An 18,979-nucleotide genomic window follows, 5' to 3' on the forward strand; every position below is an offset into this window, starting at 1 on the left:
ATTGACCTATGCTAACTGCTTGTTGGGTACTAATCCAATTAGTTGGCAATTTTTACTGAAATTTGTTCGCCTTTCTGCTGTTTTTTCAGCATACGTTTAGTGCGATCCACCACGTCACCAACTAATTGCCCACACGCAGCATCAATATCATCACCGCGCGTTCTTCGCACCACTACTGTTATGCCGTAATCCATAAGCACTTTAGCAAAGCGATCAATTCGAGAATTACTTGAACACGTATAGGGTGATCCAGGATAAGGATTGAAAGGTATCAGGTTAATTTTACAAGGTGTCTCTTTAAGCACTTTAGCTAAAAGGTGCGCCTGATCAGTACTGTCGTTAATGCCGTTTAACATTACATACTCTACAGTTACTTTCCCCTGATTCGCATTAGACTTAGCCAAGTAGCGTCTAACACCAGCTAAAAACTCTTCAATCGGGTATTTTTTGTTAACCGGTACTATTTCATCTCGCAAATCATTGGTCGGAGCGTGCAAAGAAATTGCCAGCGCCACATCAATCATATCGCCAAGTTTATCCAGGGCTGGCACCACACCTGAGGTGCTTAATGTCACTCTGCGTTTGGACAAACCAAAACCAAGATCATCCAGCATGATTTCCATCGCTGGCACCACATGTTTCAAATTCAACAATGGTTCGCCCATGCCCATCATAACAACATTGGTGATAGGTCGTTTCGCGGTGTCTTTTGACAAACCAATAGTGATTGCGACTCGCCATACCTGTCCAATAATCTCAGATACAGTCAAATTACGGTTGAAACCTTGTTGCGCGGTAGAGCAAAACGTACATTCTAATGCGCAGCCTACTTGCGAAGATACGCATAGGGTTGCGCGATCGCCATCTGGTATCCAAACAGTTTCTACTTCTTGCCCACCATCTAATTTCAACGCAAACTTGATAGTCCCATCAGTCGCATTTTGTTGATAAGCAATTTCTGGTGCACGAATTTCACAACGCTCAATTAATTTAGCGCGCAATGACTTATTGAAGTTAGTCATTTTTTCGAAGTCTGTTTCACCTTGCTGATAAATCCATTTCATCATTTGATCGGCACGAAATGGTTTTTCGCCCATAGACGCAAAAAACTCTCGCATCCCTTGGCGATTAAAATCTAACAAATTGGTTTTAGCCACTTGATGGACTACAGACATAAAACAAACAACCTCAATTAAAACTAAACGAATTGTACAATTTATAAGCTAACTTTACTACGACAAAAGGGGAGCAAAGCTCCCCTTTTGAATAAAGCTATTTGCTTATCGTGTGCGTGGGCAGATTTCTTCGTCAGAGAAGAAGTAAGCGATCTCACGAGCAGCAGATTCTGTAGCATCAGAACCGTGTACTGCGTTTTCATCAATAGAAGCAGCGTAATCAGCACGAAGAGTACCGGCTAATGCTTCTGCAGGGTTAGTAGCACCCATGATTTCACGATGACGTAAAACAGCGTTCTCGCCTTCTAAAACCTGAACCACAACTGGGCCAGATGTCATGAAAGAAACTAGAGCACCAAAGAAAGGACGCTCACTGTGTTCTGCGTAAAATCCTTCTGCTTGTTCTTTGCTTAAATGCAACATTTTAGAAGCAACGATGCGCAAACCCGCTGACTCGAAACGATTATAGATCGCACCGATAACATTTTTTGCTACGGCGTCTGGTTTGATGATTGAAAAAGTACGTTCTAAGGCCATTGACAGGTCTCCGATTACATAAAAAAGTATTAGATAAAATTTCCGCGCGGATTATATGCAACTTTGCCCTCAATGACTAATTTATCTGACAAATTGGCTAAATATTTTTATTTAAGCTGTAACAAAAGATCAACAGTGCTGAAAGAAACACCAATAATCCCACTCGAATTTGCCATTAAAAGTCAGCTAAACGATTAATCGTCACAATTACTTCATACAAGTGTAGCAAATATTTAATTTCCAACTCTTAATGTAACCGGCTGATTTCAATCACATATCGATAACGGAACAATAATGAAAGATCAGCTAAAAAAACTAAAATTAGGTCTAGTTGCCCTAGCAGTGGTAACTGCATTAGGTGGATGTACTCTTGATGGTGACGATGGTCAAGATGGCGCAACAGGTGCACAAGGTATCGCAGGGACAGATGGCACTGACGGTACAAATGGAGTTGATGGTCAGAGTTTACCTCGCGAGTTAGCGATTGAAGTGGTTGGCAGATTCTCTGCAGGTGGCGTCGAGATATACGGTAAAAGTGCCGCCGAAATTGTCCAGTTCCATGCAACATCACAATCTGCATTTGCGATTAATGCCGCTCTAAACCAAGTAGAGGTTATTTCCTTAAGCAATATACCAACGGCTGCAGTTGGCAATCCAATAACAGATACTAGCTTGACTTCACAAGCGTTCACTTTCCCAAGTAGTGTTAGCGTAAAAGATGCAGACGGTATTGATCAAACCGTGGCACTAGGTGTGGCTAATTCAATTGCTATAAACGGCGATTTGCTGGCCCTTGCTGTAGAGGGAGAAACGAAAACAGATAATGGCGCAGTATTGTTCTATTCATTAGATGCCTTAGGTCAAGGAACCTTCTTAAAAGCAGTTCTAACCGGTGCTCTACCCGACATGGTAACGTTCAGTGAAGATGGCAGTTTGGCCCTGATTGCCAATGAAGGTGAGCCTGATAGCGATTACGATGTTGACCCAGAAGGTAGTATTTCCGTTGTATCGATAACAGACATGGTTCCGGCCGATTTAGCTCAAACCATAAACTTGACTACCGACATGGTGTTCTCCAACGATACTTTAGATGACGAAGATTATGATACAGATGAAGAGCGCAGAGCATTGCTCGCATCTACAGGTGTCAAATTTGCAGGACCAGATGGCACTAGCGTAGCGCAAGATTTAGAACCTGAGTATATTGCAATGAGTGCTGATGGTAAGAAGGCCTATGTTTCACTACAAGAAGCCAATGCCATTGGTATTATTGATTTGAATGATATGACTATTGAAGTTAAAGGCTTAGGTTTCAAAGATTGGGGAACGTATGAATTAGACTTCACTAATAAAGATGAAATCCCAAGCTTTAGCAATGTACCTGGCTTATTCGGAATGTATCAACCAGACACGATTGCCACATACCAATGGAATGGCGCGACTTTTATTTTATCGGCTAACGAAGGTGACTCCAAAGATTGGAACGCATATAGCGAAGAAGTTCGAGTCGAAGATATCATTGACCCAGATGAGCTGAATATGCAGCTTTCTGATGAGTTACAAGCAATCTACGACGCTAGTGGTGCTGATGATGGTTTAGGCCGCCTCAAAGTAACCACTGCGTTAGGTGATGCGGACCAAGACGGCGTTTATGAAGCACTTTATGCTTACGGTTCTCGCTCTTTCTCAATTTGGGATCAAAACATTAATCAAGTCTTTGACTCCGGTGATGACTTCGAAAAGATATCCGCTGCAATCTTAGGTAACGATTTCAACAGCGCGCACACCGAAAATAAAGGTGATAACCGTTCTGATGATAAAGGCGGCGAGCCTGAGGCTATTGCAGTTGGCGAAATTAATGGTCGTACCTACGCGTTTATCGGTTTAGAGCGTTCCGGTGATTTGTTCACCTATGACGTTACCAATCCTTTCAATGTCGCTTTTGTTGCACACAATAATAACCGCGACTTCAATACCGACTTTGAATTGGATGACGACCTAGATAACCCTTGTGATGAAGCAGAAGGCATGGATTGTTCCGAGGTGGCAGAGTCTGGTGATCTGGGTCCCGAAAGCATCAAGTTTGTATCAGCAGAACAAAGTCCAAATGGCAATGCATTGCTTATTATTGGTAATGAAGTCAGTGGTACAGTTACTGTGTATCAAGTTACTGAAAAGTAATTAGGTTAAATACACGCCTTATAAAAACTAAAAAACCCGGAATTTCCGGGTTTTTTTATCTAAATGAGCGAACGAAAATTAATGTCCTTCACTTACCTGATTGACTGTATATTTTGGAATTTCAACAACCAAATCTTCGTCTTGAACAACAGCCTGACAACCCAAGCGAGATTCAGGTTCAAGTCCCCAAGCCTTATCTAACATATCTTCTTCCAAATCATCTGCTTCGCCTAAGGACTCTAATCCTTCTCGGATCAGGACATGGCATGTGGTACATGCACATACTTTTTCGCACGCATGTTCAATTCCGATACCATTTTTTAAAGCAACATCCAATACAGAAGTGCCTTTATCGGCTTCCAAAACAGCGCCATCTGGACACAATTCTGCGTGGGGTAAAAATATAATTTGTGGCATTACTGCTCCTTAAATATCGTTAACTGAATGACCAGTCAGTGCTTGATTTATTGACTTGTCCATTCGTCTAGCGGCAAATTCTTGGCTAATGTTGTCGACTTTTTCGATCGCCTGTTTAATGGCATCTATATCTTCGCCTTGAGCCAGCTTTAACATGGTAGACATAGCATCATCAATAGCCGCTTTTTCTTCCGCGCTGAGCAGCTCATCACCGTCTTTTTGAAGTGCACTATTCAACGTCTCTGCTACTCGTGTGGCTTCCACTTGTTGCTCTTTAAGCATTCTAGCTTGCATATCCTCTTTAGCATATTGCATTGAGGCTTTGAGCATGTCGGCCACTTCTTCGTCTTTGAGACCATAAGAAGGTTTAACCTGAATCTCGGCTTTCACACCAGTGGACTTTTCCATAGCGGTGACATTTAGTAGACCATCCGCATCAACCTGAAAAGTGACACGAATATGTGCCGCCCCAGCCGTCATTGGTGGAATACCTGTTAAATTGAATTTAGCTAACGAGCGACAATCTTTAACCAGCTCTCGCTCCCCTTGCAGCACATGCACCATCATCGCGGTTTGACCGTCTTTGAAGGTGGTAAATTCTTGCGCCTTGGCCACAGGGATAGTGGTATTTCGCGCGACAATTTTTTCGGTCAACCCACCCATGGTTTCAATTCCCAAGGATAAGGGCAATACGTCCAGTAGCAACATTTCACTGTCAGGTTTGTTGCCGGCTAATATATCAGCTTGAATGGCCGCACCTATGGCAACCACTTTGTCTGGATCGATGGAGGTTAATGGCGTTTTACCAAAAAATTCTCCCACCTTATGTCGAACCGAAGGCACTCGAGTAGAGCCCCCCACCATCACGACTTGCAGTACTTCATCGATTCCAATTTCTGCATCTTTGACAGCTCGTCTACACGCCCGTAAGGATTTTTTAATTAGTGGTTCAATCAACGACTCGAAAGTCATACAGCTAATCACCACTTGATGTGTTTCGCCGTTGTCATCTTTGAACTCAATGTCCACCGCAGAATCGTTACTGAGTGCTTCTTTAGCTTGTTTAGCGTCATCAAGTAAACGACGTCTTAAACCTTTGGAGATTTTGCCCGTTAAATTTGCTTTTTCACAAATATGTTCAAATAACAACTGGTCAAAATCATCTCCACCTAGCGCGGTATCCCCGCCGGTAGCTAATACTTCAAATACACCTTTTGACAAACGCAAAATGGAAATATCGAAGGTGCCACCACCTAGATCATAAATAGCTATGACACCTTCTTGTCCAGAATCTAAACCGTAAGCTATTGCCGCTGCAGTGGGCTCATTCAACAGACGTAAAACGTGTAATCCGGCCAATTGCGCCGCATCCTTTGTGCCTTGGCGTTGAGCATCATCAAAATAGGCTGGTACAGTAACCACAGCCCCAGTGAGCTCATCTCCTAAGGAGTCTTCAGCACGGGCTTTTAGATTGCTCAAAATCTCAGCTGAAACTTGGATGGGGTTAACCACAGCACCTGGTACTTGAATGGAGATTTGCCCATCATTTGAGACAAATTCATAAGGTAAGTTCGGGTACTGACTCTGGATATCTTCCAGACTTCTTCCCATCAAACGTTTGATTGATACTATCGTGTTGGCCGGATCTAAATTTGCCGATTGTTTTGCCTGCTCACCGACAACAATTCCGTCGTTAGCATACTGAACAACTGAAGGTAAAATATGTTGACCAAGGTGGTCTGGCAATGTTTCGGGAGATCCACTTCGTACTGTGGCGACTAAAGAGTTGGTAGTACCTAGATCAATGCCAACGGCTAGTTTACGTTGATGTGGTGCAGCCGTCTGACCCGGCTCAGCAATTTGCAGTAATGCCATAATTGGTTCTAACTCGCTTTTTAATTTTAGTGAATCGCAGTCGCGCTAATCGTCAAACAATGCATCTTCTTTCAGTTCAATTTCTTTATGTAACTTATTCAAAAACTTCAATTTTCTGACTTCAGCTGCAGCTAGATTATTTGCTTCTTCGGTTTGTTTTTCGAGTAATTCTTGCAACGCTTCAAAGTGTTGTTTTGTATGTATCGCGACATCTTCATCCAGTGTTGTTAGAACCTGCTCAGGTTCCGCAGCATTCTCTATCTCGGATAACTGTTCTCGCCATTCCATTTGCTGCATTAAAAAGACCGGATCTTGCATTGTCTGCGTTTCATGTTGCAGCGAAATACCTCTTAGCTCCAACATATGTTCAGCGCGAGAAAGCGGATTTTTGAGAATTTGATAGCCGTCATTAATCTGTGCATTTTTTTGCACAGCCATGAGTTTTTCTTGACCACCAGCGTTAGAAAATTTATCTGGATGGGTCACTTTAGCCAGCGATTGATAAACATTGGCCAATTTGGCGTTATCTATCTGATATGTTTCTGGAAGCCCAAAAAGCGCGAAGAAGTTCATAACTTTGTTTTTCTTTCAATCAAATGAATAGTACAACAGTTGCCAACAAAAGCTTTAAACATTAAAGCTTTCGCCGCAACCACACTCGCCGTTCGCATTCGGGTTATTGAATAAAAATCCTTCATTTAACCCTTCTTTAGCGAAGTCTAGTTCTGTACCGTCAAGATAAACCAAGCTTTTCGCGTCAATGATAATTTTTACACCATTGTCTTCAAATACTTCATCATCAGCGTTTAGTTCGTCGACAAACTCCAAAACATAAGCTAAACCGGAACAACCAGTAGTTTTCACGCCAAGGCGTAAACCTACTCCTTTTCCACGGCCTTCTAGAAATGTTCTAGCCCGCTTTGCAGCGGCGTCTGACACTTTAATTCCCAAAACTGGCTCCTATCACTTTCTTTATTAAGCTTTAGAATGCTTAGACTTGTAATCTTCCACAGCGGCTTTGATTGCATCTTCCGCTAAAATTGAACAGTGGATTTTTACAGGTGGCAATGCAAGCTCTTCAGCGATGTCTGTATTTTTAATTGTTACAGCTTCATCTAGCGTCTTACCCTTAACCCACTCTGTTACCAACGAACTTGATGCGATGGCAGATCCGCAACCATATGTTTTAAATTTGGCGTCTTCGATTAAACCGTTTTCACCAACTTTAAGTTGTAGTTTCATCACATCACCACAAGCAGGCGCTCCTACCATTCCAGTGGCGATAGTTGGGTCGTTTTTATCAAATCCACCAACGTTGCGTGGATTTTCGTAATGATCGATTACTTTTTCACTGTAAGCCATGTTACTTACCTCTTAAATTACGATTTCTCGCGTTAATTCCAATTTGATCGATTCACCTATTAGTGGTGAACCCATTCAACTTTAGTCAGATCTACACCGTCTTTAAACATATCCCAAAGCGGTGACATTTCACGTAGTTTGTCGATTGCATTTTGCACCACACTAACAACGTGATCGATTTCTTCTTCAGTGGTAAATCTACCAATACTGAATCGAATCGAGCTGTGAGCTAATTCATCATTTAGTCCTAAAGCTCTGAGCACATAAGACGGCTCCAAACTTGCTGAAGTACAAGCTGAACCTGAAGATACTGCCATGTCTTTGAGTGCCATAATTAATGACTCACCTTCAACATAGGCAAAACTCACATTTAAGTTACCTGTTATACGCTGATCAAGATCGCCATTTAGATAGACTTCTTCGATGTCTTTTAGGCCATTCCAGAGACGGTCGCGAAGTTTTAAAATTCGCGCATTTTCTTCAGCCATTTCTTCTTTAGCAATACGGAACGCTTCACCCATACCAACGATTTGATGAGTTGCCAACGTGCCTGAACGCATGCCTCTTTCATGTCCGCCACCGTGCATTTGGGCTTCAATTCTTACCCGCGGCTTACGACGAACATACAAGGCACCTATGCCTTTTGGACCATATATTTTGTGCGCAGAGAAAGACATTAAATCGACTTTCAAGGCCTGTAAATCTATTTCAATTTTACCGGCACTTTGCGCCGCATCAACATGAAACAAGGTTTTGTTGTCTCTACAAATTTCACCAATTTGTTGAATATCCTGAATCACACCGATTTCATTATTTACGTGCATGATACTAACGAGCACAGTATCTGGACGTAAATTCGCTTTAAATTCTTCTAAATCCAATAAACCGTTTGGTTTTGGATCCATATAAGTTACTTCAAACCCTTCTCGCTCTAATTGACGACAAGTATCAAGTACCGCTTTATGTTCAGTTTTCAGGGTAATAATGTGCTTACCTTTCTTACTATAAAAGTGAGCAGCCCCCTTAATTGCTAAATTATTGGACTCTGTTGCACCCGAAGTAAACACGATTTCTCGTGGATCAGCATTTACCAAATCAGCAATTTGATTTCTGGCAAGGTCAATGGCTTCTTCAGCGATCCATCCAAATTTATGGGAACGAGAAGCCGGATTACCGAAATTGCCTTCTAGGGTTAAACATTCCATCATTTTTTGGGCTACACGGGGATCAACCGGAGTGGTTGCCGAATAATCCAAATAGATAGGTAAATTAATATTGCTCATTTTAGGCTCCACTTATAGTTGCAAGCTAATTTCAATTTCATTTGCAACAACAGTATTAAGTTGTTTAGTTCTGTCTTGTCTTCCTGCAACCGTTTTTACGTCTTGTTTGGCCATTAGTTCACCTAACGTAATATTGTTCAGGAATTGACTAATTCGTTCACTCAAATCATGCCAGAGGCTATGAGTAAGACATCTCTCTCCACCTTGGCAATCAGAATTGCCTTGGCATCGTGTTGCATCGACTGACTCGTCTACCGCACGTATAACTTCGCCTACTGCGATTTCTTCAGGTACACGGCCTAACTTATAACCGCCACCTGGACCACGAACACTCTGTACAAGATTTTCTTTTCTTAAACGTGAGAACAATTGTTCTAAATAAGACAATGAAATTTCCTGACGCTCCGAAATATCGGCTAACGAGACCGGCCCTCTACGGGAATGTAATGCAACGTCTAGCATTGCAGTTACAGCATATCGGCCTTTGGAAGTAAGTTTCATAGAAAATACCAGTTAACAAGATACCATGAATTCTCACATACCCGACTAATTTAGTCAAGTATTAGACCTAGTAAATTAGTCAAGTATTACCAAGGAGTTGTAATTGTCAGATTGATGGGTCAAACGCGTCTTTGGCTTTTTGATAATCATCAACAAGATCAGAGTCTTGGAAGTTATCCAAATTAATAGAAGGCAAAGAATCTCCGCACACTTTCCCGCCCATTTTATTAATTTCTTTACACATTTCTTCCACTTTAGTGTCAATCAAATGCACATGATCTAACATTACACCAATGGCGTTCGCTACCGGATCGGGATTATCTGGGGCTACTGCATAGGCATCAAAACCGTATTTGCGCGCGATTTTATCACGCCGCTGATGTTTATCCTGATCTTTTTGCTGTTTTTGAACGACTATTCTGCCCGGAATACCAATAACAGTGGCATTTTCGGGTACATCCTTAACCACGACAGAATTTGATCCAACTTTTGCACCTTTATGCATAGTGATAGGACCAAGCACTTTGGCTCCAGCGCCAACGACTACATTGTCTTCTAAAGTAGGATGACGCTTGCCACCGTTCCAACTTGTGCCGCCTAGAGTCACACCGTGATAAAGTGTCACATCGTTACCAATCTCAGCCGTTTCTCCAATCACTACGCCCATGCCATGATCGATAAAAAAACGTCGACCTAATGTTGCACCTGGGTGTATTTCAATACCGGTCATCCAACGTGAAAAGGTGGAAATGCTGCGGGCAAGCCAGAGCCAATTAGATTTCCAAAGTTTATGAGCAACACGATGTAACCAAATAGCATGCAAACCTGGATAATTAGTCAGTACCTCAAAAGTAGTACGAGCAGCAGGATCTCGATGAAATACACTTTGGATATCTTCTTTTATTCGCTCAAACATATTATTACTTTGGAAAATCCTAATCTTTGGCTTTAATCGACTTATCCACTGACGCCAAAATACCTCTTAATATATTCAGTTCTTGGGTTTCAGGACGGGCGCGATTGAATAGACGTCTTAATTTGGTCATCACCATACCGGGATGTTGCGGAATGATGAAATTCGTTTTTGATAGGGTTTGTTCCAAATGACTATAAAAACGCTCTAAATCATCGGCCAATGGGTATTCATTCGGCTCATCTTCGATACGTGATTTGTTTAAATAGGCCATTCTAATTTCGTAACACAAAGTTTGAACCGCGGCAGCTAAATTAAGTGAGCTGTACTCTGGATTCGCTGGTATACACACATGGAAATGACATTGCTGTAATTCTTCATTACTTAAACCATTGTTTTCACGTCCAAAGACCAAGGCTACTGGGTACTTTTCTACCTCACTAATCAATTTTTCTCCACACCCTCTTGGCTCAAGCATCGGCCATGACAATGTCCGTGAGCGGGCACTGGTTCCCACAACTAAACCGCAATCTTTCACCGCCTCTTCTAAGGTTGAGACAATTTTTGCATTTGCTAACACATCTCCCGCCCCCGCGGCGAGTGCGCTCGCTTTACCATCCGGCTTATCGATAGGGTCTACTAATACTAATTGACTCAAGCCCATGGTTTTCATCGCTCTAGCGGTTGAACCAATGTTGCCTGTATGCGAGGTATTCACTAATACTACACGTACTTTTGCAAGCACAGAGCTGTCGAGATTAGAACCAGTATTTACAGAGTTAGACATAATTATTTTCTTTTGTTAATCACGATTTAATAAACGAACTGATTTAATAAACGCACTAAAGCAAGTTCTATACAGCCTATGATTTTAACACAATGCCAGATTACTTTTTTGATAAGACTAACTCTTCAATAAGGCGAGCAGACCATCTGCCGCGCAAAACCTAAGGGCAGCGTCAGCTTGTTGGCGAACAACGGGTTTAGCATGATAAGCCACTCCCAGTGCCGCTTGCTTCATCATAACCAAATCATTGGCTCCATCTCCTAGAGCAATGGTTTGAGACGCATCGATTTGATAACGCTCAGCCAATAAATTGAGGGTGTCGGCTTTACTTTGTGCACCGATAATGTCACCTAGAACTTTTCCAGTCAGTTTACCCTCTACAATCTCTAGTTGATTGGAAATGGCATAATCTAAGCCTAAGCGTTCAGCAAGATAATCTGCAAAGAAGGTAAAACCGCCTGACGCTATCGCTAATTTCCAGTTCGCTTTTTTTAACTTTGCTAATAAACGACTGATCCCAGGGTTGATCGGAATAGCATCACGAACTTGTTTCAGAATTAACTCATCAGCTCCTTTTAAACACGCCACTCGGCTATTAAGGCTCTGAGCAAAATCAAGCTTACCTTGCATGGCTAATTCGGTTACTTCTGAGACCTGAGTCCCCACACCAGCCAATTTTGCGATTTCATCGATACACTCAATACCAATCACAGTGCTGTCCATATCCATGACTAATAACCCTGGCTTTGCCAACGTAGGCCGCTGTTTTACAAGACTAATATCTACTTGGAAGCTAACCGCTGTAGATTCAATAACAGCCGCTAAGTCTGATGAAGGTTTAACTTCAACTTCTGCTTCAAACGCGCAACCATTGCTTCCTTCATAACCAGGCTGAAATACCTGAATACTCAGCACATCTGCCAATGCCGTTTGAACCTGAAACAATTTTTCTAAATTCAAGCTTTCTGAAAATAGCACCAATTGCTGAGAACTTGCTTCACTGGTCTCAGCCAATTCAAATTGAAGCTCACCTGGTAATGTGAAATTCACATTTTTATGATGAAGATTGGTCAGATATTTGGCAGATAGCCATTCTTCTTTTGATAATTTGGTCGATAGCACAATTAACCCACCGGAATATTATTTAGGACAGGGATTCTACCGAAATCAATAAGTGACGCAATAAGATATCCCTATGACATAGAACAATTAACAAGGTGCACTTAAATTCGTAAATAAAACAACAACTCATATTGGCAAACGTGACAAATTGTCTTATTGTCTTGGGCATGGATATAACAAAATTCGGATTGGCTGAATCAGCCCAAAAAGTCCCCAGTAATTACTCAATTTTTAAGCGAGTGGCAAATCTCACCTTACTGGTGGTGGCCGCTGCTATTTGCGTGAATATTTGGTTATTAAATACTGATCAATCACAAAATTGGCACAACAATCAATCTACCCAGTTAGGTCGCAGTTTAGCCAAGTTCACAGCGGATTTAATTGCGCCTCATTTGCAACAAAAGCAAAATGAACAAATTCTAAGTTACATAAACCTGCTATCCAAAGACAAACATGTCGCCGGTGTTTCAGTTTATAACCGCAATGGTGAGGTAGTTGAAAGCAACGAGCAAAATGCATCCGTATTGGCGAGCTTTTTACTCGAAGATGAGTTTCCTCTGGTATTTGTCGAAGAAGTTGTTTTAGATGACAACGTGCTGGGTTACGTGCGTTTATTACTCGATAAACAGCAAGTGATGCTATTTCACCGAGAATATCAAAACCAAATTTATAAACAGCTTTTAGTTTTGATGTTGCTTGCTGGTCTAGTTGGGCTGCTGATTACTAGGGCCTACTACAAATTACGCTTTCGCCATTATGAGAAAGTAGAGAAATCTAACCGAAAATAACAAAATGCTGTAACAGCAAACCCAAAGCTCTAATTCTTTTCGTCATTGAACGCAAAAAGTTCGCAGCTGTTAAGCGATGTTTGTTTGATGACCTGCTCTACCCCTACTCCTTTGATAGTGGCAATGTGCTGGGCTATTTCAGGCAAATACTCAGGACTATTACGTTTCCCCTGCCGGCCGCAAATAGGCATATCAGGGGCATCAGTTTCCAACAAAACAGCGCTTAGCGGAATTTTTTTCAGTACCTCTCTAGTCTTACTCGCCCGAGGATAGGTTATGACGCCGCCAAATCCCAATTTGAATCCCAAGTCCAAGTAGCTTTGAGCTTCCTGATAACTGCCAGAAAACGCATGTATTGCACCACCTTGTTGGAATTTTTGCTGTTTTAAAGTGCGGATGATCGCATTATGAGAACGGCGGTGATGGATAATAGCCGGTAGCTTAAAGTGATTGGCGATATTGAGTTGTTCAGTGAAGAAGCTTTGTTGTTTTGTTTGATTTTGTTGGTCAGAGTCATGAAAATCAAGACCAATTTCCCCGACGGCGCGCACTTCTGGATGCTGTTCGATGAAAAGGTTAAGAGAATCGATATCGGCTTGGGCGCTTTGCTCAATAAAATAAGGATGTACACCCAACGCATACTCTAGCATTGATGTGTTGTTGCATAATTCAATAAGTGACTGCCAACGACTCGCAAGCGTACCTGGGATAAGGATTTTATTTACACCAACTTGTAAACAACGGTTCAGAACCGCCATTCTGTCGACATCAAAGGCTTCAAAGTCTAAATGGCAGTGGCTATCAATCATTACCGCCAAAGCTCCTTTAAGGCATTAAACGCTGGATCTGCCAATCTCGACTATCAGTCTCTGAAGTACTGTTAGAGTTGTCTAAGGTATAAACAAACCGATTATGTAAACGGTGTTCTCCGCCCTGCCAGAATTCGATTTCATGAGGAACAACTCGATAACCGCCCCAAAATTTAGGTACTGGAATTTCTCCAGCCGAAAATTTCTTTTTCACTTCATCAAATTTACTCATTAGCATTTGACGAGTAGAGATAGGTTGGCTTTGTTTTGATGCCCAGGCTGCAAGTTGACTTTCTTTTGGTCTAGAGAAAAAGTACTTTGCCACCTCAGCAGTGGAAAGAGGTTGTGCAACGCCGCAAATTTTGACTTGTCGCTCCATAAAATACCAAGGGAAATGCAGCGATATTTTTGAATTGTTGGCCAATTCAGTTGCTTTTCGACTCCCCAGGTTGGTATAAAAAACAAAACCTCTGTCATCCACATCTTTTAGCAACACAATACGTTGCGATGGCTGACCATCTGCGGAAACCGTTGCAACTGTCATTGCCGTTGGATCCGGAGTGCCGGAATCAATTACCAGCTTGAGCCAATGGTTAAACTGAGTTATAGGGTTTGAATCGAGATCTTCTTGACGTAACTCACCAAGATTATAATCTCTTCTGAGACCATGAATATCCGCCATCTCATTCACCTTTTAAAATTAGTTTACCAATCAAAAGACCGCAGTCTTTAGTAATTATTATCCCCGTAACCTAGACTTCTGAGCGCTCGCTCGTCATCCGCCCAGCCAGACTTAACTTTGACCCAAAGCTCTAAAAATACTTTGTTATCGAATAGGTTTTCCATATCTTTTCGCGCTTCAGCTCCAATGGTTTTCAGGCGTTGTCCGCCCTTACCTATCACCATACGCTTTTGGGTTTCACGTTCGACTAGAATCAATCCATTAATACGATAAACACCATTATCGGCCAGCAAAAACTGCTCTATTTCTACGGTCACAGAATAAGGTAATTCGTCACCAGTAAAGCGCATTAATTTTTCACGAACGATTTCTGCAGCCATAAATCGACTCGACCGGTCGGTAATGTAATCCTCAGGAAAATAAAATTCGCTTTCTGGTAAGGTTTCATGAACCATTTCTCGAAGCTCTTCTACATTGCGTCCTAGCTTAGCTGAAACTGGCATAATTTTTTCAAAGTTATGTTGTTCCTGAAGCCATTGCATATGTGTCATCAATTGGGTTTTATCTTTTACGTTGTCACTTTTATTTATTAACAACCAACAAGGTAATCCTGACTGTTTGACCTTACTCAATACCATTTGGTCATCTTCAGTCCACTTCGTACCTTCGACTAAAAACAAAACTAGACCAACTTCAGCCAATGAACTTGATGCTGCACGGTTCATCAACCTGTTTATTGCGCGTTTTTCTTCGACATGCAAGCCTGGAGTATCAACAAAAATAGCTTGATGCTGAGCTTCAGTATCTATTCCCATAATGCGGTGGCGTGTTGTTTGCGGCTTACGAGAAGTAATACTGACTTTTTGTCCTAACAGCTTATTCAGCAGCGTAGACTTACCCACATTGGGACGGCCAACAATGGCAACCATGCCACAATATGTTTTTGCTTGTATCACTTTAATTTCTCCAAAACCTGTTTAGCTGCCTGTTGTTCCGCTTTCCTACGAGAACTGCCACGACCGGATACCTTTTCAGATAGACCTTCTACCGTACAGCTAACCACAAAAATTTGGTCATGATCTTTACCTAGTACTTCGGTTACTTCGTATTCCGGCAAGGGCAACTTCCGGCCTTGGAGAAACTCCTGAAGCTGTGTTTTATTGTCTTTGGGATGAGCACTTGGATCTAAATCATTAAAACGAGAGCTGAACCAATTCAAAATTAATCGTTTACAGCAATCTAATCCTGACTCCAAATAAATTGCACCAATGATTGCTTCGACTGCATCGGCGAGTATTGAACTGCGGCGATAACCACCACTTTTTAGCTCTCCAGAACCAAGCAGCAAAATATCTCCTAACTCAAACTCTCTACCCACTTCAGCTAAAGTTTCACCTTTCACTAAAGTCGCTCTCATTCTGGTGAGTTTGCCCTCCGGTTGAAGAGGGAAACGTTTGAATAGTTCTTCGGCCACGACTAGACCTAACACGGCATCACCTAGGTATTCCAAACGTTCGTTGTGGACATTCTTGTAACTACGATGAGTTAACGCCAAGGTTAGGTTATCAGCATCTAAAAATTGGTAGCCGATACGATCATAGAGTTTTTGATATGAAGGGTTTAGCGACATTTATTCAATGCCACCCACACGCTCAAAACGCACACCGGTAGGAATCCATGTTGGTAAAAAGTCCTCTTGGGCACGTTCAAATTCAAAACTAATCCAAATGGCGACCGCTTTACCAACTAAATGGTCATCTGAAACGAATCCCCAAAAGCGGCCATCTTCGCTGTTGTCGCGGTTATCACCCATAACAAAATAATTTCCTTCAGGGACAACCCACTCACCTATTTTGGTGCCACGTTGCTCATAATATCGACTGATATCATCAAGCCTTCTTGGAAAAATTAAGATCTCATGATTAACATCACCTAGTTGCTCACTTAGCTTATTAATCTGATAACCTTGATAGTTGTACTGCCCTAAAAAGTCTCTTTCCACTTTGTACTCAGGCAAACAATTTTCACCTGTAGGACATGCAGGTTTGATATAAAGATCTTTTGAGGAATAACTGATGGTATCACCAGGTAATCCCACTACTCGCTTAATGTAATCCAATTTAGGGTTTTCTGGATATTTGAAAACAACCACATCACCGCGTTCAGGTTCCCCAGTTTCAATAAATTTAGTACGTGTAACAGGGTCTTTCAATCCGTAGGAAAACTTTTCCACTAAAATGAAATCCCCGACTAATAATGTTGGCATCATTGAACCAGAAGGGATCTGGAAAGGTTCATACAAGAATGAGCGTAAAATGAGTACAAAGGCAATTACCGGAAAAATTTGCTGAGCGGTATCTACGATATAAGGAATCGGTAGCTCAGCCCCTTCAGGCAATGGATTACCATCATTCGCTGCAACCACTTTTTGCCGACGTTTTGGTGCAAATACCTTTGCATCTATCAACCAAATTAAGCCTGATGCAACAGTTAAAAAAACTAGAAAGAGTGAAAAGTAATTTGCCATTTATTTTCCTACCTTGAGTACGGCTAAAAATGCATCCTGCGGTAACTCTACATTACCCACTTGCTTCATACGTTTTTTACCTTCTTTTTGCTTCTGTAAAAGCTTTTTCTTACGACTCACATCACCACCGTAACACTTGGCTATAACGTTTTTACGAAGTTGTTTTATCGTGCTGCGGGCAATCACGTGATTACCTATGGCCGCTTGAATCGCGATATCAAACATTTGTCTGGGGATCAGCTCTTGTAATTTTTCAACTAAATCACGACCGCGCCCTTGAGCATTATCTTTATGGGTAATGACCGCTAACGCGTCAACTCGCTCACCATTTATTAAAATATCTAAGCGTACCATGTCAGCAGGGCTAAACTTAACAAAGTTATAATCTAGCGATGCAAATCCACGGCTGGTTGATTTCAAACGGTCGAAGAAGTCCATAACGACTTCGGCCATGGGCAATTCGTAAATAACCGCTACCTGTTTGCCGTGGTACGTCATATTGGTTTGCACGCCACGCTTTTCGATACATAGGGTAATAACGTTGCCCAAATAATCTTGCGGCACCAAAATATGCGCTTCAACAATCGGTTCGCGAATTTGTGCAATGTCGTTAATAGGTGGCAATTTAGAAGGATTATCTACCTTGAGTAACTCGCCTTTGGTGGTTTCAACTTCATACACCACCGTTGGCGCTGTGGTAATCAAGTCTAGATCGTATTCTCTTTCTAAACGTTCTTGAATGATCTCCATGTGCAGCATACCCAAGAATCCAATACGGAATCCAAAGCCCAGTGCAGATGAACTTTCAGGTTCATAAAACAATGACGCATCATTTAAGGTCAGTTTCGCCAAAGCATCGCGAAAATCTTCGTATTCATCTGAGCTAACCGGGAACAAACCAGCATATACTTGTGGTTTAATTTTTTGGAAACCAGGTAGTGCCTTCTCAGCAGGATTTTTAGCTAAGGTAATTGTATCGCCAACAGGTGCACCTTGAATATCTTTAATACCCGCAATGATGTAACCCACTTCACCGGTTTTAAGCTCGCCTGTCTTGGTTTGTTTAGGGGTGAATATGCCCACATTGTCAACTTGATGTACCGCACCATTTGACATGATTTGTATTTTGTCTTTAGCGGTTAGCTTGCCTTCCATTACCCGCACTAAAGACACAACACCTTGATAGTTATCAAACCAAGAATCGACAATAAGCGCTTTTAGTGGTGCGTCAGGGTCACCTTCAGGAGGAGGAACTTGACGAACAATCACCTCCAGAACATCTTCAATCCCAACCCCAGTTTTGGCAGAGCAGCGCACTGCATCGATAGCATCAATTCCTACGATATCTTCTATTTCTTCGGCAACGCGATCAGGCTCAGCTTGAGGAAGATCAATTTTATTTAGAATAGGAACCACTTCCATATCTAAATCGATGGCGGTATAACAGTTTGCTAATGTCTGCGCTTCAACACCTTGCCCCGCATCTACAACTAATAGCGCGCCTTCACATGCTGCTAGTGAACGAGATACTTCATAGGTAAAATCAACATGTCCTGGCGTATCGATGAAATTTAACTGGTAAGTTTCACCATCTTTAGCAGTGTAATTTAAGGTCACACTTTGGGCTTTTATCGTAATACCCCGTTCCCGCTCAATGTCCATAGAATCCAAGACTTGCTCAGACATCTCACGTTGGGTCAAACCGCCACAATGCTGAATAAGTCGATCCGAAAGGGTCGATTTACCATGGTCAATATGGGCTATTATGGAAAAGTTACGAATGTGCTTATGTTGCATAGTTTAAGACTGTTACCTACAGCTAGCGTTCCTACCTCTTAATAAATGAGTAGGAACTAGTAAAAAAATATTTGGCGGGGATTTTACAGTGTTCTGGTGCACATTGCGATAATGTTCTGACGAATACCCGAACAATTGATTTTAATGCATAGCGATAAAGGGATTTTTAGTAAAGTATATAGGTCAAGAATGATTCGACGCTAACATCTTTTGCACTGCACAT

Annotated in this window: 20 protein-coding genes; 2 read left to right on the plus strand and 18 right to left on the minus strand. The window is 41.8% G+C overall.

Annotated features, from left to right (window positions below):
* Window positions 1-38 precede the first annotated feature (38 nt).
* Window positions 39-1,175: a bifunctional tRNA (adenosine(37)-C2)-methyltransferase TrmG/ribosomal RNA large subunit methyltransferase RlmN gene (locus VUI23_RS14260; RefSeq protein WP_216048154.1), complete on the minus strand. Its 1,137-nt coding sequence runs from the start codon at window positions 1,173-1,175 to the stop codon at window positions 39-41.
* Between the two features lie 105 nt (window positions 1,176-1,280).
* Complete coding sequence (gene ndk / locus VUI23_RS14265) at window positions 1,281-1,712, minus strand: nucleoside-diphosphate kinase (protein ID WP_342804765.1); 432 nt, start codon at window positions 1,710-1,712, stop codon at window positions 1,281-1,283.
* A gap of 294 nt (window positions 1,713-2,006) precedes the next feature.
* Between ndk and VUI23_RS14270 the strand changes: the two genes are divergently transcribed.
* Window positions 2,007-3,893, plus strand: coding sequence for a choice-of-anchor I family protein (locus VUI23_RS14270; RefSeq protein ID WP_342804766.1), 1,887 nt, complete (start codon window positions 2,007-2,009; stop codon window positions 3,891-3,893).
* A 78-nt stretch (window positions 3,894-3,971) separates the two neighbouring features.
* Here VUI23_RS14270 and fdx read toward each other — a convergent pair whose 3' ends face one another.
* The 10 genes from fdx to serB form a co-directional block, all read right to left on the minus strand.
* Window positions 3,972-4,310 carry an ISC system 2Fe-2S type ferredoxin gene (fdx, locus tag VUI23_RS14275; RefSeq protein WP_342804767.1) on the minus strand — a complete coding sequence of 113 codons (339 nt, stop codon included), beginning with the start codon at window positions 4,308-4,310 and terminating at the stop codon, window positions 3,972-3,974.
* A gap of 9 nt (window positions 4,311-4,319) precedes the next feature.
* Window positions 4,320-6,185: a Fe-S protein assembly chaperone HscA gene (gene hscA, locus VUI23_RS14280; RefSeq protein ID WP_342804768.1), complete on the minus strand. Its 1,866-nt coding sequence runs from the start codon at window positions 6,183-6,185 to the stop codon at window positions 4,320-4,322.
* 45 nt (window positions 6,186-6,230) lie between these two features.
* A complete protein-coding gene (gene hscB, locus VUI23_RS14285) occupies window positions 6,231-6,758 on the minus strand; it encodes a co-chaperone HscB (protein ID WP_342804769.1) in 528 nt (175 codons plus the stop codon).
* Window positions 6,759-6,812: 54 nt separating this feature from the next.
* Window positions 6,813-7,136, minus strand: a complete 324-nt coding sequence (iscA, locus tag VUI23_RS14290) for an iron-sulfur cluster assembly protein IscA (RefSeq protein ID WP_216048148.1) — start codon at window positions 7,134-7,136, stop codon at window positions 6,813-6,815.
* Window positions 7,137-7,160: 24 nt separating this feature from the next.
* Window positions 7,161-7,547: a Fe-S cluster assembly scaffold IscU gene (iscU, locus tag VUI23_RS14295; RefSeq protein WP_216048147.1), complete on the minus strand. Its 387-nt coding sequence runs from the start codon at window positions 7,545-7,547 to the stop codon at window positions 7,161-7,163.
* Between the two features lie 59 nt (window positions 7,548-7,606).
* Entirely contained in the window at window positions 7,607-8,830 is a 1,224-nt protein-coding gene (locus tag VUI23_RS14300; protein WP_303498968.1) for an IscS subfamily cysteine desulfurase, read from the minus strand.
* 12 nt (window positions 8,831-8,842) lie between these two features.
* Window positions 8,843-9,331: a Fe-S cluster assembly transcriptional regulator IscR gene (gene iscR, locus VUI23_RS14305; protein ID WP_216048146.1), complete on the minus strand. Its 489-nt coding sequence runs from the start codon at window positions 9,329-9,331 to the stop codon at window positions 8,843-8,845.
* Between the two features lie 106 nt (window positions 9,332-9,437).
* Complete coding sequence (cysE, locus tag VUI23_RS14310; RefSeq protein WP_216048145.1) at window positions 9,438-10,247, minus strand: serine O-acetyltransferase; 810 nt, start codon at window positions 10,245-10,247, stop codon at window positions 9,438-9,440.
* A gap of 19 nt (window positions 10,248-10,266) precedes the next feature.
* Entirely contained in the window at window positions 10,267-10,989 is a 723-nt protein-coding gene (trmJ, locus tag VUI23_RS14315; protein ID WP_216048569.1) for a tRNA (cytosine(32)/uridine(32)-2'-O)-methyltransferase TrmJ, read from the minus strand.
* A gap of 159 nt (window positions 10,990-11,148) precedes the next feature.
* Complete coding sequence (gene serB, locus VUI23_RS14320; RefSeq protein ID WP_342804770.1) at window positions 11,149-12,153, minus strand: phosphoserine phosphatase SerB; 1,005 nt, start codon at window positions 12,151-12,153, stop codon at window positions 11,149-11,151.
* 167 nt (window positions 12,154-12,320) lie between these two features.
* Between serB and VUI23_RS14325 the strand changes: the two genes are divergently transcribed.
* Window positions 12,321-12,941 (plus strand): AhpA/YtjB family protein, encoded by a 621-nt coding sequence (locus tag VUI23_RS14325; protein ID WP_216048143.1) that lies wholly within the window; start codon window positions 12,321-12,323, stop codon window positions 12,939-12,941.
* A 29-nt stretch (window positions 12,942-12,970) separates the two neighbouring features.
* Here the strand turns inward: VUI23_RS14325 and VUI23_RS14330 are convergent, their stop codons facing one another.
* From VUI23_RS14330 to lepA, 6 genes are read right to left on the minus strand one after another with little or no spacing between them, the layout of a single operon-like run.
* A complete protein-coding gene (locus VUI23_RS14330) occupies window positions 12,971-13,750 on the minus strand; it encodes a TatD family hydrolase (protein ID WP_342804771.1) in 780 nt (259 codons plus the stop codon).
* Window positions 13,751-13,766: 16 nt separating this feature from the next.
* Complete coding sequence (gene pdxH / locus VUI23_RS14335) at window positions 13,767-14,432, minus strand: pyridoxamine 5'-phosphate oxidase (RefSeq protein ID WP_216048141.1); 666 nt, start codon at window positions 14,430-14,432, stop codon at window positions 13,767-13,769.
* A gap of 47 nt (window positions 14,433-14,479) precedes the next feature.
* A complete protein-coding gene (era, locus tag VUI23_RS14340; RefSeq protein WP_216048568.1) occupies window positions 14,480-15,361 on the minus strand; it encodes a GTPase Era in 882 nt (293 codons plus the stop codon).
* A gap of 23 nt (window positions 15,362-15,384) precedes the next feature.
* Window positions 15,385-16,062: a ribonuclease III gene (gene rnc / locus VUI23_RS14345; RefSeq protein ID WP_216048140.1), complete on the minus strand. Its 678-nt coding sequence runs from the start codon at window positions 16,060-16,062 to the stop codon at window positions 15,385-15,387.
* Window positions 16,063-16,959, minus strand: a complete 897-nt coding sequence (gene lepB, locus VUI23_RS14350) for a signal peptidase I (RefSeq protein ID WP_342804772.1) — start codon at window positions 16,957-16,959, stop codon at window positions 16,063-16,065. It abuts the gene before it with no gap.
* The gene (gene lepA, locus VUI23_RS14355) at window positions 16,960-18,756 is read right to left on the minus strand and encodes a translation elongation factor 4 (RefSeq protein ID WP_342804773.1); all 1,797 of its coding nucleotides are present in this window, start codon (window positions 18,754-18,756) and stop codon (window positions 16,960-16,962) included. It lies immediately after the preceding gene.
* Between the last annotated feature and the right edge of the window lie 223 nt (window positions 18,757-18,979).

Origin of the sequence: Alteromonas sp. M12 (assembly GCF_037478005.1) — a bacterium.
GTDB lineage: Bacteria > Pseudomonadota > Gammaproteobacteria > Enterobacterales > Alteromonadaceae > Aliiglaciecola > Aliiglaciecola lipolytica_A.